The sequence below is a fragment of the Curtobacterium sp. TC1 genome, assembly GCF_019844075.1.
Taxonomy (GTDB): Bacteria; Actinomycetota; Actinomycetes; order Actinomycetales; family Microbacteriaceae; genus Curtobacterium.
In genome coordinates this window covers 3,593,890-3,608,118 of sequence record NZ_CP081964.1, presented here as the reverse complement: position 1 = coordinate 3,608,118, position 14,229 = coordinate 3,593,890, and the positions used below count along the sequence as shown (strand labels likewise).

General features: G+C 71.8%; 13 protein-coding genes and 1 pseudogene. 9 read left to right on the top strand and 5 right to left on the bottom strand.

Going from position 1 to position 14,229, the window contains the following annotated elements; translation table 11 throughout:
* Positions 1–16: 16 nt before the first annotated feature.
* Positions 17–757 carry a histidine phosphatase family protein gene (locus KZI27_RS18285; protein ID WP_222658722.1) on the top strand — a complete coding sequence of 247 codons (741 nt, stop codon included), beginning with the start codon at positions 17–19 and terminating at the stop codon, positions 755–757.
* Positions 747–1,610, top strand: coding sequence for an NAD(P)H-hydrate dehydratase (locus KZI27_RS18280; RefSeq protein WP_222658721.1), 864 nt, complete (start codon positions 747–749; stop codon positions 1,608–1,610). The genes KZI27_RS18285 and KZI27_RS18280 overlap by 11 nt, the downstream gene beginning before the upstream one ends.
* A 148-nt stretch (positions 1,611–1,758) precedes the next feature.
* On the opposite strand, the gene KZI27_RS18275 is transcribed toward KZI27_RS18280, so the two are convergent.
* A complete protein-coding gene (locus KZI27_RS18275) occupies positions 1,759–2,196 on the bottom strand; it encodes a YdeI/OmpD-associated family protein (protein WP_222658720.1) in 438 nt (145 codons plus the stop codon).
* 216 nt (positions 2,197–2,412) lie between these two features.
* On the opposite strand from KZI27_RS18275, the gene KZI27_RS18270 reads away from it, so the two are divergent.
* Genes KZI27_RS18270 through KZI27_RS18255 form a run of 4 tightly spaced genes read left to right on the top strand, consistent with a single transcriptional unit; the run spans position 2,413 to position 6,519 of the window.
* Positions 2,413–3,555, top strand: coding sequence for an ABC transporter substrate-binding protein (locus KZI27_RS18270; protein WP_222658719.1), 1,143 nt, complete (start codon positions 2,413–2,415; stop codon positions 3,553–3,555).
* 5 nt (positions 3,556–3,560) lie between these two features.
* Positions 3,561–4,541 carry an ABC transporter permease gene (locus KZI27_RS18265; protein ID WP_261783966.1) on the top strand — a complete coding sequence of 327 codons (981 nt, stop codon included), beginning with the start codon at positions 3,561–3,563 and terminating at the stop codon, positions 4,539–4,541.
* Positions 4,538–5,452, top strand: a complete 915-nt coding sequence (locus KZI27_RS18260) for an ABC transporter permease (RefSeq protein ID WP_222658717.1) — start codon at positions 4,538–4,540, stop codon at positions 5,450–5,452. Before KZI27_RS18265 ends, KZI27_RS18260 begins: the two co-directional genes overlap by 4 nt.
* Entirely contained in the window at positions 5,449–6,519 is a 1,071-nt protein-coding gene (locus KZI27_RS18255; RefSeq protein WP_222658716.1) for an ABC transporter ATP-binding protein, read from the top strand. The genes KZI27_RS18260 and KZI27_RS18255 overlap by 4 nt, the downstream gene beginning before the upstream one ends.
* A gap of 98 nt (positions 6,520–6,617) precedes the next feature.
* Here KZI27_RS18255 and KZI27_RS18250 read toward each other — a convergent pair whose 3' ends face one another.
* Entirely contained in the window at positions 6,618–7,097 is a 480-nt protein-coding gene (locus KZI27_RS18250) for an NUDIX hydrolase (RefSeq protein ID WP_222658715.1), read from the bottom strand.
* Between the two features lie 59 nt (positions 7,098–7,156).
* On the opposite strand from KZI27_RS18250, the gene nagB reads away from it, so the two are divergent.
* Positions 7,157–7,942 (top strand): glucosamine-6-phosphate deaminase, encoded by a 786-nt coding sequence (nagB, locus tag KZI27_RS18245; protein ID WP_222658714.1) that lies wholly within the window; start codon positions 7,157–7,159, stop codon positions 7,940–7,942.
* Between the two features lie 463 nt (positions 7,943–8,405).
* Here nagB and KZI27_RS20385 read toward each other — a convergent pair.
* Positions 8,406–9,032: pseudogene (locus KZI27_RS20385) on the bottom strand (aminotransferase class I/II-fold pyridoxal phosphate-dependent enzyme); the annotation flags it as partial.
* 153 nt (positions 9,033–9,185) lie between these two features.
* Positions 9,186–9,758: a TetR/AcrR family transcriptional regulator gene (locus KZI27_RS18235; protein WP_222658713.1), complete on the bottom strand. Its 573-nt coding sequence runs from the start codon at positions 9,756–9,758 to the stop codon at positions 9,186–9,188.
* Between the two features lie 77 nt (positions 9,759–9,835).
* Between KZI27_RS18235 and KZI27_RS18230 the strand changes: the two genes are divergently transcribed.
* Positions 9,836–10,732 (top strand): SDR family NAD(P)-dependent oxidoreductase, encoded by an 897-nt coding sequence (locus tag KZI27_RS18230; protein WP_222658712.1) that lies wholly within the window; start codon positions 9,836–9,838, stop codon positions 10,730–10,732.
* Between the two features lie 8 nt (positions 10,733–10,740).
* Here KZI27_RS18230 and KZI27_RS18225 read toward each other — a convergent pair whose 3' ends face one another.
* Positions 10,741–11,631: an alpha/beta hydrolase family protein gene (locus KZI27_RS18225; RefSeq protein ID WP_222658711.1), complete on the bottom strand. Its 891-nt coding sequence runs from the start codon at positions 11,629–11,631 to the stop codon at positions 10,741–10,743.
* 127 nt (positions 11,632–11,758) lie between these two features.
* Between KZI27_RS18225 and KZI27_RS18220 the strand changes: the two genes are divergently transcribed.
* A complete protein-coding gene (locus KZI27_RS18220) occupies positions 11,759–14,215 on the top strand; it encodes a GH92 family glycosyl hydrolase (protein WP_261783964.1) in 2,457 nt (818 codons plus the stop codon).
* Positions 14,216–14,229: the final 14 nt, after the last annotated feature.

Genomic DNA, 14,229 nt, shown 5'->3' with positions numbered 1-14,229 from the left:
TGGTTAGCGTGGCGGCATGGCAGTGCAGGAGATCTGGCTCGTCCGCCACGGTGAATCGCTCGCGAACGTCGCCGCCGCCCGGGCCGAGGCCGCGGGCGACGACGTCATCGACGTCGAGTACCGCGACGCCGACGTCCCGCTCAGCCCGCTCGGTGAGGCCCAGTCGCGGTCGCTCGGACAGGAACTCGCCGACCGCGGCATCGACGACGTGCCCGTGGCGCTGTGGGTCTCGCCGTACCTGCGCGCGCAGCAGACCATCGAGATCGCGCTCGGGGCCGGCGGGCTGGCCGAGCCGGAGAAGCGGGTGGACGAGCGGCTCCGCGACCGCGAACTCGGAGTCCTCGACCTGCTGACCCTGCAGGGTGTCCGGAACCGACACCCCGACGAGGATCGTCGCCGGCAGTGGCTCGGCAAGTACTACCACCGGCCTGCGGGCGGCGAGTCCTGGGCCGACGTGATGCTCCGGCTCCGGTCGGCACTGAGCGACGTCGAACGGATCGAGGGCACCGAACGGCTCGTCGTCGCGGCCCACGACGCCGTCGTGATGCTGGTCGTGGCGGTGTGCCTGGACCTCGACGAGCCGACGCTCATGGAGTTCGCCCGGACGCACGCGGTCGCAAATGCCTCCCTCACCCGGCTCCGCCGCGACCGTGCGGGTGCACCGTGGGTGCTCGAGGAGTTCTCCTCCGTCGGCCACCTCGACGACGACGAAGTCACCGCGCACACCGGACGGAAGGACGACGAGCATGCCCGCTGAACCCATCACCCCGAACTTCCTGCGTGACTGGCCACTCCCCGATGCCGGTGCCGGCAAGTACGGGCGTGGGCAGGTACTCGTCGTCGGCGGCGCCGCGCGGACACCGGGAGCCGCGATGCTCTCGGCGCTCGCCGCACTGCGGGTGGGAGCAGGGCGGCTCACCCTCGCAGTGGGACGGAGCATCGCGAACGAGGTCGCCGTCGCCGTGCCCGAGTCCGGTGTCGAGCCGCTCGACGAGGACGCGGACGGTCACGTCGCCGTCGGCGCGATCGAGGGGATCGCGGACTCGGCCGCGAGCGCGGACACGGTGTTGGTCGGCCCGGGACTCGACGACCCCGACGGTACCCGTGACCTCGTGGCCGGTCTCGCCGGCGTCGTCGGACCGCAGACCACGATCGTGCTCGATGCGTTCGCCCTCGGGGTGGCGGCCGACGTCCGAGAGCAGCTGGAACCGCTCCGGGGCCGGCTGGTGATGACGCCCAACTCGGGCGAAGCCGAACGGCTCCTCGGTCGGGAGGGCAGCGATGACGACGTGGCCGACGCGATGGCGATCGCCCAGCGGTTCGGTGCGGTCGTTGCCCTGGGGGACGCCATCGCGACACCGAAGGGGCGATCCTGGATCAAGGGCACCGGCTCCGGAGGACTCGGGACCAGCGGGAGCGGCGACGTCCTGTCGGGTGCCGTCACGGGCCTGCTAGCTCGTGGCGCGGAACCGGCGCAGGCGGTTGCGTGGGCGTCGTACGTGCACGCTGCCGCGGGGGACCGTCTCGCGGTGCAGGTCGGGCCGCTCGGCTACTTGGCGAGCGAACTCGTGACCGAGATCCCACGGGTGCTCGTCGAGCTCGGCGCCTGACCGCGCCCCTTCTTTCCCAGAACGCTCGCGTTACCTCACGCTTTCGGGCGTACCTGCCAGGAACTTCCGACCAGGTACGCCCGAATCGACCAGGTACGCCGCCCGTCCCGCCCGTCCCGCCAGCCCCGCCCCGCCGCCGCGCCCCCGCTCAGCCCTGCAGCGCCTCCACGGCCTTCGCGATGCGCCGGGCTCGGGTCTCCGGCGCCTTCGCCTGCGACACCGGGTCGGCGAGCGCCCGCTGCCGCGAGTTCGACAGGGTGTCGAACGCTGCACGCACCCCGGCGTCCTGCAGCGCCGCCGCCAGGTCGTCGGGCAGGTCGATGACCCGGGGCTGCGTGTCGACGACGAGCGTGACCTCGACGGTGTCCCCGGCAGCGATCCCGGCTGCCTCGCGGTGCTCGGCCGACAGCGGCACCAGGAACTGCTCGTCCATGACCCCGACGGTGGACCGGTAGGTGTAGCCGCCGTTGATCGTGACGACCACGGGCGGGCGCTTCCCCGAGCCGAGCGCATCGATCACGGACGACGGGACCGGGAGCCCGGTGGCCGTCTTCCTCGCCAGCAGGACCGTCGTCGTGAACTGCATCCCTGCCTCCAGGCCGTGAACCGGAGCACGCACCGAGCGTGCCGCCAGGCGAGATCGTACAGCCGCACCCGCTGTTCCGCAGCCGTTCACCGGCGCAGCACGGGCCGGAAACCGGCCGCCTCCACGATCGTCCCGGGCCGAGAACAGCGGCCCCACCTGAAGCACCCGCAGCACCCACCCGCAGCACCCGCAGCACCCACCCGAAAGGCACCTCCCGTGCAGCACAAGCGCACCCTCGCCGGCATCGCCCTGGCCGCCGCAGCGATCGTCACCCTCGCCGGATGCTCGGCCACGAGCTCGGCCAGCACGACGAAGGACGACACGAACTGGAAGACCGCCACGAGCGCCGAGGCATCCGGTGGCATGGACGCCCTCGTGAAGGCCGCGAAGGCCGAGGGGCAGCTCAACGTCATCGCGCTGCCGCCGTCGTGGGCCAACTACGGCAAGATCATCGACGGCTTCACGAAGAAGTACGACATCACGGTCAACTCCGCGAACCCGAACGGCTCGAGCGCCGACGAGGTCGCCGCCGTGAAGTCACAGAAGGGCCAGTCCACCGCGCCCGACGTGCTCGACCTCGGCAACGCCGTGCTGCAGGAGAACCTCGGCCTGCTCACCGACTACAAGGTCGCGAACTGGGGCGACATCCCCGCCGACCTGAAGGACGAGGACGGTGCCTGGACCCGCGATTACACCGGCCTGATGTCGATCGGGTACGACTCGTCGAAGATCTCCGATGCCCCGAAGGACCTGACGGACCTGCTCGGCTCCGAGTACAAGGGCAAGGTCTCGATCGCCGGCGACCCGACCCAGGCGAACCAGGCTGCGTCCGCGGTCTACCTGGCGGCCCTCGAGAACGGCGGCTCGGCCGACGACATCACGAAGGGCGTCGACTACTTCGGTGACCTCAAGAAGGCCGGCAACTTCCAGAACGTGTTGCCCACGCAGGCCACGGTGGCGTCGGGTGAGACCCCGGTCGTCATCCAGTGGTCGTACAACAACCTCGCGTGGGGCCCCGCAGCGGGTGCGAGCGGCAACAAGAACTGGAAGACCGTCGTGCCCGAGGGTCAAGCGCTCGGCTCGTACTACTCGCAGGCCATCACCAAGGACGCCCCGCACCCTGCGGCCGCCCGCCTGTGGCAGGAGTACATCGCCAGCCCGGAGGCCCAGAACCTGTACCTGCAGGCCGGTGCCTTCCCCGCGACGCTCTCCGCGATGGAGAAGTCGGGCAAGGTCGACCAGGACGCCCTCGATGCCGCCGGTGGCGCGCCGAAGGACTACGTCGAGCTGACCGACGCGCAGGTCGCCGACGCCGCGAAGGTGCTGTCGGCCAAGTGGTCCGCCACGATGGGTTCCTGACCAGCATGACCACCGCATCGGCGGGCGCGCCCGCGCCAGCGGCGAGCGCACCGGCGACGAGCGTGACGAGCCCCGTGCTCCCGACGTCCGCACGAGCGTCCGCCGATGCCGTCCGACGTGGCACCGGACCCCGTGTCCGGCGCCGCGTCGGCCTGGCCTGGCTCGGCCTCACCCCGTTCGCCGCGTACGTCCTGCTCTTCCTCGCCGTCCCCGCGGTCATCGCGGTCGGCAGCGGGTTCTTCACCGACGACGGCGCGTTCACCCTCACGAACCTCGCCGCGTTCGCCGATCCGTCGGTCCTGCGGGCCTTCGGCGGCTCGTTCGGCCTCTCTGCGGTGTCCGCCGTGATCGGCGCCGTCATCGGAGCGCTCGTCTGCTGGGCGCTGTCGGCACTGCGGCCCGACGGGCTCGTCCGGTCGATGATCGACTCGGCCGCGAGCGTCCTCGCCCAGTTCGGCGGCGTCATGCTCGCGTTCGCGTTCATCGCCACGATCGGCGCGCAGGGGCTCGTCACCACGTGGCTCGTCGCCGCCTTCCACGTCGACCTCAACGCGGACGGCGCCTTCCTGTACACGGTGCCCGGGCTCGTCATCCCCTACGTCTACTTCCAGGTGCCGCTGATGGTCCTCACGTTCATGCCCGCGCTCGAGGGCGTCAAGGCCCAGTGGGGCGAGGCCGCCGCCACCCTCGGCGCCTCCCGCGCCACGTACTGGCGCCGGATCGCCCTGCCCGTGCTCGCGCCGGCCTTCTGGGGTTCGTTGCTCCTGCTCTTCGCGAACGGGTTCTCGTCGTTCGCGACCGCCGCGGCACTCATCTCGCAGGGCGGCATCGTGCCGCTCACGATCCGCACGCAGCTCACCAGCGAGACGCTCATCGGCCTGCAGAACGTCGCCGGGGTGCTCGCGTTCGGGATGGTCGTCGTGATGGCGGTCGTGATGGGTGCGTACGCACTGCTGCAGCGTCGGGCCGCCAGGTGGCAGCGATGAGCGCGGCAGCGCCGATGGGGCCGTCGCGTCCGACGTCGGTCGCGTCCGGTCGGACGGGAGGCGCGGCCCGCGTCGGCCGCTTCGGTACGGCCCCGTCGCGGGTCACCGCCACGGCCGTGCTCACGGTGGTCGGGCTCGCGTTCGCCGTCCCGCTGGTCGCCCTGGTGCAGTTCACCTTCCGGCAGGGGACCGACGGCGGCCTGACGCTCGCGCACTGGACAGCCGTCACCGATCCCGTCAACGCGTTCACCTACCAGCCGGTGTTCGACGGGCTCCGGGCGTCGCTGCTGATCGCGGTGATCACCGTCGGCATCGTGCTGTTCGTCCTGCTGCCCGCCCAGATCACCACGGCGCTGCGCTACCCGAGGCTCCGCCGCGTGCTCGAGTTCGTCTGCATCGTGCCGATCACCGTCCCCGTCGTGGTGCTCGTCGTCGGCTTCATCCCCGTCTACCAGGTGGTCTCGCGGGTCTTCGGGTCCGGGGCGTGGACGCTGGCCTTCGCGATCGGCATCGTCACACTGCCGTTCGCGTTCCGCCCGATCGCCGCCGCCATCACCGCGACGGACATGACGGTGCTCTCCGAGGCTGCCCGGTCGCTCGGGGCCTCGTGGTGGACGGTCACCTGGCGGGTGCTCCTGCCGAACCTCCGCCGGGGCATCACCGCCGCGTGCTTCCTCACCATCACGGTGGTCCTCGGCGAGTACACGCTCGCGGCGTTCCTGTCCCGCACCACCTTCCAGACCGCGCTCGTCCTCGTGCAGCAGACCGACCCGTACGTCGCCGCGATCTTCTCGGTCGCCGCCCTCGTGTTCGGGTTCGTCCTGCTCGTCGTCATCGGCCGCATCGGGACGGGCCGTCGTGCCGGCCGTGTCCGCGCCGTCCGCAGCACCCCCGTCAAGGAGCCCGCATGACCGTCACCGCACCGGCAGCCCCGGCGTCCCTCGCCACCACCGGCGCCGTCGTCGAGCTCGAGGCCGTCGAGAAGCACTACGGCACACACCGGGCCCTGGCCGGACTGTCGCTCCGCGTCGAACCGGGCGAGTTCGTGTCCCTGCTCGGCCCGTCGGGCTGCGGCAAGACGACGGCGCTCCGAGCACTCGCAGGCCTCGAGGCCATCGACGCCGGCGCCATCCGCATCGACGGTCAGGACGTCGCCGCCACCCCGGTGAACAAGCGCGACATCGGGATGGTGTTCCAGCAGTACTCGTTGTTCCCGCACATGACGGTGCGGCAGAACGTCGCGTTCGGCCTCGAGATGCGCCGTGTCCCGGCCGCCGAGCGCCGGAGCCGCGTGGTCGAGGCACTCGACATGGTGCACCTGGGCGAGTTCGCCGAGCGCTACCCGCACCAGCTGTCCGGCGGCCAGCAGCAGCGCGTCGCCCTCGCCCGCGCCCTGGTCACGCGGCCCCGCGTCCTCCTGCTCGACGAGCCGCTGTCCGCCCTCGACGCCAAGGTCCGGGTCTCGCTGCGCGACGAGATCCGCCGGATCCAGAGCGACCTCGGCATCACCACCGTGTTCGTCACCCACGACCAGGAAGAGGCGCTCGCCGTCTCCGACCGCATCGCCGTGATGAACGCCGGCGACATCGAGCAGATCGGCACGCCGGAGGAGCTCTACCGTTCCCCGTCGTCGGCGTTCACGGCCGACTTCGTCGGGCAGTCCAACCGCCTGCAGGGCGACCTGCGTGGCGGCGACGTGTTCGTGTACGGGTTCCGCGTGCCCGCGCTCGACGCCTCGGTCCCGGACGGGCCCGTGCTCGCCTACGTCCGACCGGAGGACGTCGCCTTCGCCCCGGAGGGCATCACCGGCACCGTCGTGTCGTCGAGCTTCCTCGGGTCGATCCGCCGCACCACCGTCCGCCTCGACGACGACACCGTCGTGACCGTGCAGCACGAGGTCGGCGACCGTCGTGCCGCGGGCGAGCCAGTCGCCGTCCGGCTGCTCGGCGCACCCGTGGCGGTCGCCCCGCTCGCGTAGGTCGCGGCTCCGTGCGCCCCGAGACTCGGCTGGGGCGACAGTATTCGCGACGAACCCGGCGAGAACTGTCGCTCACCGCGAGTCTCGGGCTGGGTGGGTCAGCGCTGGAAGCGCGCCTCGCGCTCGTCGGCCAACGCTGCCGTGATGCGGGCACGCATGTTCGGGTGCATCTCGGGCAGGTCGTCGAGTCGTGCCCAGAACGCCTCGGTGTTCTCGCCGTCGGCGGGGTTCGGGGTGCCGGACACGTAGCGACAGGCGAACACCAGGTCGAGGTACTGCGCCCGGTCGCCGTTCGCGTACGTCAGCTCCGGCAGCACCTGCACCCACGCCAGCCGTTCCGCGACGGCGACGACGTCGGCCTCTTCCAGGACCTCGCGCTCGGCGGCGACGGCGGGTTCCTCACCCGGGTCGATGATGCCGGTGACCGGGGTGAAGGAGCCGTTGTCGGCTCGGCGGACCACGAGCAGCTCCTGGTCGGCACCGGAACCCCGCGTGACCACGGCGGTGACGCCCGTCAGCCACAGCGGATCGGTACCGATCTTCGAGCGGAGGGACAGGACGAAGTCGGGGGTGGGCATGGGCCCACGCTACCGATCCCGCCCTGTCGGAGACTGGTCATGACCAGTAGCATGGGGGCGTGGAGATCATCATCCTGCCCACGCCGGCTGAGGTCGGTCGCGTCGCCGCGGCCAAGATCGCGTCCGTCGTCGCCAAGAAGCCGTCCGCCGTCATCGGTCTCGCCACCGGATCCAGCCCGCAGGGCATCTACACCGACCTGCAGCGTCGGGTCGGTGCCGGCGAGATCTCGTTCGCCGAGGCTCGCGGGTTCGCCCTCGACGAGTACGTCGGCATCCCGCTCGAGCACCCGGAGTCGTACGCCAGCGTCATCGCGCGCGACGTCGTGGCGCCGCTCGGGTTCGACCCCTCGCGGGTGCGGGTGCCCGACGGTCGTGCCGACGACCTGGAGTTCGCCGCGAAGGAGTACGACGCCGCGATCCGTGCCGCCGGCGGGATCGACGTGCAGATCCTCGGCATCGGCGCGAACGGGCACATCGGGTTCAACGAGCCGACGTCGTCCTTCGCCTCGCGCACCCGGATCAAGACCCTGGCGCCCTCCACCCGTGACGCCAACGCGCGGTTCTTCGACTCTCCCGAGCAGGTCCCGACGCACTGCATGACGCAGGGCCTCGGCACCATCCTCGAGGCCCAGCAGCTCGTCCTCGTCGCGCAGGGCTCCGCCAAGGCCGACGCGGTCGCCGCCGCGGTCGAGGGGCCGCTCAGCTCGTTCGTCCCCGGGTCGGCCCTGCAGCTGCACGAGCACGCGACGGTCGTCGTCGACGAGGAAGCCGCGGCCGGCCTGCAGCTCGCCGACTACTACCGCTACACGTACGCGAACAAGCCGGCCTGGCAGGTGTTCGAGTAGGACCGACGATCAGCCGTCTGCGCGCTGCCGGAACGCGGTGTGCAGGCGGCTGAGACCGTCGTCCAGGGTCTCGGCCGAGCACCCGAAGTTCAGCCGCGCGAACCCCCGACCCTGGCGTCCGAACGCCGGGCCCGAGGCCAGTGCCACCTTCGCCTCGTCGAGCAGCAGCGCCGCGGGGTCGTCGCCCCACGGCAGGGCGCGCAGGTCCAGCCACGCCAGGTAGGACGCCTGCGGTTGCCGGTACTCGGCACCGGGCAGGACGTCGCCGATCCGCTCGGCCAGCGGTGCGGCGATTGGCGGCGAGCTCGGTGAGCAGTGACGCGAGCCACGGCTCTCCCTCGCTGAACGCGGCGACGCTCGCGGTGTAGCCGAGGATGCCGGTGCGCTCGACGACCTCGGTCGGCAGGGCGTCGAACCACGCACGGGCCCGCTCCGAGGCGCCGACGATGAGCGCGCACTTCGTCCCCGCGAGGTTCCAGGCCTTGCTCGCACTCGTCAACGAGACGCCGAACGCGGCTGCCTCCGGACAGGACTCCAGGAACGGCGTGAAGACCGCGTCGGCGTGCACGAGCGGCGCGTGGATCTCGTCCGAGACGACGACGGCGTCCCACTCGGCGGCCAGCTTCGCGAGTGCGACGAGCGACGCGCGGTCGTGTACCAGCCCGAGGGGGTTGTGCGGGTTGCAGAGCAGCACCGTGCGGGCCCCGTCGGCGAACGCCTGCGTGAGGCCGTCCAGGTCCATCCGCCAGCCGGCGGTGGTGTCGAACGGGTCGGCGGGGCCGTCGGGTGCGAGCAGCGGGACCTCGGTCACGGTGCCGCCGGCCTCGGACACGTACTCCCAGAACGGCGGGTACACGGGCGGCATGATGACGACCTGGTCGCCGGGCTCGATGATCCGCCGCAGCATCTCCACCGCGGCGACCGACACGTCGGTGGTGGTGCGGACGAGGTCGGGGTCGACCCGCCAGGCCCACCGGCTCTCGGCGAAGTCCGCGAACGCCTCGGGCAGCGCCCGACCGTGGCCGACGTACCCGGTGTCGCCGTTGGTGACCGCGGCGACGAGGGCCTCACGCACAGGCTCCGCGAGCATCGAGTCCATCTCGGCGACGAACATCGGCAGGACGTCCGGCGGGTACGCCGTGTACTTCTCGCTCGTACGGCTGCGGTGCGCATCGAACACGGAGACCATGACGCTCATGCGCCCATCCTGACAGTGCCCGCCGGTTCGTGGCGGTTCCGGTCCTCAGGCTGGACGGAGCCCGGCGAGCAGGATCTCGACGTAGCGCTCCGGATCGCTGACCCGGGTGCCGCCCGCGACCGCCGCTTCGCGCAGCCCGCACAGCAGTCGGCGGAGGTCGTCGGCGTCGACGTCGGTCCGGACGATCCCCTCGGTGCGTCCCCGGACGAGCAGCGCGTCGACGGACACCACCAGGTCGCCGGCGAGGGCAGCGGTGTCCGCGCAGGAGAACCCGCCGTTCGTCAGCAGGTCGCCGAGCGCTGCGTCGTCCACCATGCTCCGGAACGCGGCGGTGACGACCCCGCGGAGCGCATCGGCCGCGTCCGGCAGCACGACGGCGTCGCGGACCTGGTCGAGCATGTCCTCGAGCGCGTCGATCGCGAGCGCTTCGAGCAGGTGCTGCTGGCTCGGGAAGTGCCGGTAGGCCGTCCCGACCCCGACTCCGGCCTCGTGCGCGACGGCGTTGAGCAGGGCGGGTTCTCCCCGGTCGACGAAGGTGCGGGCGACGTCGAGCAGCGCCGTCCGGTTGCGCTGGGCATCGGAGCGCAGCGCCTCGGGCCGGGCCATCGCGATCGTCATGTGGACACTCTATCCGGTTGTGCTACCGTTCCGGATGAATCATCCGATTCGGTACGGCGAGCGAGCAGGAGACGACGATGGACCGCTTCGAGTGGGAACCGGCAGCGATGCCCGACCAGCACGGCAGGACCGTGGTGGTCACGGGCGCGACCGGTGGGCTCGGCCTCGTCGTCGCCACGACCCTCGCCTCGGCCGGCGCCCGCGTCGTCGCCGGGGTGCGCGACCTCGACAAGGCGGCTCGCGTCCTCCCCGCAGGTCTCGACCTGGAGGCGCGGCTCGTCGACACGTCCTCCGTCGCGTCCGTCACGGCGTTCGCCCGGCAGCTCGGCGCGGACGGCATCGTCGTGGATGCCCTCGTCAACAACGCCGGTGCGACCCTCGGCACGTTCGGGCGCACCGACGAGGGCATCGAGCGCACCTGGGCGACGAACGTCGTCGGACCGGCCGTGCTCGCCGAGGCGATGCTCCCGCTGCTCGGCGGGCCGTCGCCCCGTATCGTGCTCGTCGGCTCGAACCTGTCGCAGCGCACCCGCCGCGTACCCGGGCCCGGCGGGGTGGACGGTCCGGACGACTACTCGCAGTTCGGTGTGTACACCGACTCGAAGACCGCGGCCGCAGCGCTGAGCGTCGACCTCGGCGAACGACTCCGTGCTGCCGGTTCGGACATCCGGTCGGTGATCGCGCACCCCGGCATCGCGGCGACGGGGATGAACGACCAGGCGGAGACCCTGACGCAGCGCCTCGGCGGTATGGTCGCCCGCAGCATGGCCCGGACCGCGGCGGACGGCGCTCGCTCGACCCTCTGGGCAGCCACCGCCCCGGACGTCACCGAGGGGGTGTTCGTCGGACCGGCCCTCCGTCGGGGTGACCGGCGACTGCACGTCGTGCCGGTGAAGGGCCCGGCGGCGGACCCGGCGTTCCGCGCGCGGGTCCGGGCGTTCGTCGACCAGGTCGCGGTGCGCGCCGGAGCCTGATCATCAGTTCACGTGGACAGGAGGTGCCGGACTGCCGCTTGCGCGATGCGCGGCGGCATCGCGTGGCCGCCGTCGAACAACTCGGTCTTCGCGACGCCTGGACGGAACGCGTCGAGGGCGCGCTGCACGCCGGCGAGGGGGAACAGTCCGTCGTCCCGTCCCGCCGTGACGAGCACCGGTTGACGGACGGCAGACGCGACCAGGGGGACGTCGCCGGCGGCGGTCAGCCCCGGGACGAACCACGCTGGGTTGTGGTGGATCCGAGCGGCCTCGAACGAGGCCAGCGTCCCGAGCCCGCAGCTCACCACGCCCCGCGTGAACCGGGCGTCCACGGCGAGTGCGAACAGTGCCACCTGACCGCCGAGGGAGTGCCCGATGACGCCGAATTCGGTGTCTGCGGCGCTCGTATCGATCATCCAGGACGTCACCGTGGCGATGTCGTGCGAGTGCTTCGCCTGCAAGCTGCTGCCGTTCGCCACACGGAAGAGCGCGTCGAGACGTTCGTCGGCCGCCGGGTCGTCCGTCCAGTCGCGTCGGCGTTCCTCGAAGCCGATCAGATCGGGGATGACCACGCGTGCTCCGCCGCGAGCGAGCATCGCGCCGTAAGCGAGGCTCGGGTCCCCGACTCGTCCGGCGGCCTCGCTCTTCCCGGACGCGAAGTCGCCCGCGTGCTGGTGGACGGCGATGACGTCTGTTCCGGTGCCGTGGTCCGGTGTCAGGACAAAGCACGGGATGGTGTCGCCGTCGGCGGTGTCCAGCTCGATGCGTGCCCACTGGACCAACCCGTCGCGACCGAGCGGTTCCAGACGGACTGCGACCGGACGGAGTTCGTCAGGGGACGGCAGCCCGAGCAGTTCTCGCACACGTTCTCGGGCCGGTTCGTCGGTCGTCGACACCATGCCCGGACGCTACCAGCGGCGATGGGACCTGCCGGTGAGTCCCGAACACGTCGACTGTGGTGAACAGCAGGAGAGCGCTCGGTGACGGACCGCGCGTCCCCCGTCCGAGGGGGCTAGCGTCGCCGACGTGAACCGTTCCCGCGTGCACCGTCGCCCGCTCGTCCGCCCGCTCCCGCTCGCCGCGGTGGCCACGATCGCCGCGCTGCTCGGGACGGGGGTCGTCGCCGCGCCGGCCGTCGCCTCACCGTCAGGGCAGGCGACGCATGCGGGGCGGACCGTCTCCGACCCGGCTCGGTACGTCGACCCGTTCATCGGCACGAGCGGCGACGGCAACACCTGGCCCGGAGCCACTGCCCCGTTCGGCATGATGCAGTGGAGCCCCACCGGCACCGCAGGCGACCAGACCTCGACCCCGGTCGCGAACGGCTACTCGTACGACGTGAACCGGCTGCGCGGCTTCAGCCTGACGCACCTGAACGGCGCCGGCTGCGCACCTGGGGCCGCGGGTGACGTGCCGATCATGCCGGTCACGACCCCGATCACGACGTCGCCGTCGGCCGACAGCACCGACGCGGTCTACGCCGCCGGCTACTCGCACGACGACGAGTCTGCGAGCCCCGGGCGCTACGGCGTCGCGCTCGACAACGGCGTCCGCGCCGACCTCGCCGTCACCACCCGTGCCGGGATCGGCGAGTTCGCGTTCCCCGCCGGGAAGGCCGCGAACCTGCTCTTCCGCACCTCGAACTCGATCAACGGCAGCGATGCCGCTACCACCCGCGTCGACGCCCGCACCCGCACGGTGAGCGGCAGCGTCCTGACCGGCGGCTTCTGCAGCCGCCGCGCCAACGGCGGCGGGGCCACCAACCCCGACCGGCGCAGCTACTACCGGCTGTTCTTCACAGCCACCTTCGACAAGGCGTTCACGAGCACCGGCACCTGGCAGGACGGCACGGTCCGACCGGGAGGCACGTCCTCCTCCGGTGGGGAGGGCTACCTCACCGGCGCCGACCGTGCCGGACGCGGCTCCGGCGCGTGGGTCGGGTTCGACGCACGTCGCGGTGCGACGGTGCACGCGAAGATCGGCATATCGTACGTGAGTGCCGCAGGAGCGATCGCGAACCGCGACGGCGAGGTGACCCAGCGCTCGACCGTCGCCAGCGTGGCGGCCGGCACCCGGGCCTCCTGGAACCGCGAACTGTCGCGTCTACGCGTCGGAGGCGGCACCGCGGACCGCACCACCCAGCTGTACACGTCCGTCTACCACGCACTCATGCAGCCGAACACGTTGAACGACCGCGACGGCCGCTACCTGGGGCCGGACCAGCGGGTGCACCGGATGGACCGGGGACACCGGGCTGTCTACGGCACGTACTCCGGGTGGGACCAGTACCGGGCGCAGATCCAACTGCTCGCACTGCTGCGGCCGGACGTCGCCGGGGACATGGCGCAGTCGATGCTGCGGTTCGCCCAGCAGAACGGCGGGGTGTGGGACCGGTGGCTCCACCTCGGAGCGCCGACGCACGTGATGACGGGTGACCCCTCGGCTGCGACGCTCGCCACCTGGTACGCGATGGGGGTCCGGAACTTCGACGTGCGAGCCGCCTACGCCTCGCTGAAGCACCAGGCGACCGTCGAGAACGCCGACGCCGAGAGCGACATCGGGTGCCCGGGCCAGTGCCTGGCGCAACGTCCGGCGCTCGACGAGTACCTGCAGCGCCAGTACGCCGCGAACGACGACTGCTCGTGCTGGGGCGGCGCTGCCGAGACGCTCGAGGACTCGATCTCCGACAGTGCGCTCGGGTACTGGGCGGGTTCCCTGGGGCTGCGCTCCGACGCCCGGATGTTCAGCGCCCGTGGTGGCTACTGGAAGAACACCTTCAACTCCGCCGTCGGCTACCAGGCCGCTCGCCAGGCCGATGGATCGTGGACGCCCGACTGGTCGCCCTCGACCGGCACCGGGTTCGCGCAGGGGACGAGCGCGCAGTACACCTGGCTCGTGCCGCAGGACGTGCAGGGGCTGTCGGCCGCGCTGGGTGGCGACGACGCGGCGGTCGCGCGACTCGACGCGTTCTTCCACGACAGCACTGGTGCGTTCGCGGTGACCGGCGGCGACGCCACGAAGTTCGACCCGACCAACGAGCCCGACATCCACACGCCGTGGATGTACAACGCGCTCGGCAAGCCGTGGAAGACGCAGGAGACCGTGCGCCGGGTCGTCGACGACGCGTACTCGACGGGGCCGAGTGGGCTGCCGGGCAACGACGACCTGGGCACGATGAGCGCCTGGTACGTCTTCGCGTCGATCGGGTTGTTCCCGCAGACGCCGGGGCGGGCGGAGATGCTCATCGGCAGCCCCACGTTCAGCACGGTCGACATCCGGCGCTCCAGTGGCGAGCGGCTCGTGATCCGGTCTTCGGGGACCGAGCCGTACGTGCACGATGCGCGGTTGAACGGGCGAACCCTCGAGAAGTCGTGGGTGCCGGCGTCCTTCGTGACGCGCGGTGGGACGCTGTCGCTGCGGGTCGGGGACACCGCGGACACGACGTGGGCGACCGGGCAGCAAGGGCGTCCGATCGACCGCTGACCCGGGGGTGAGGC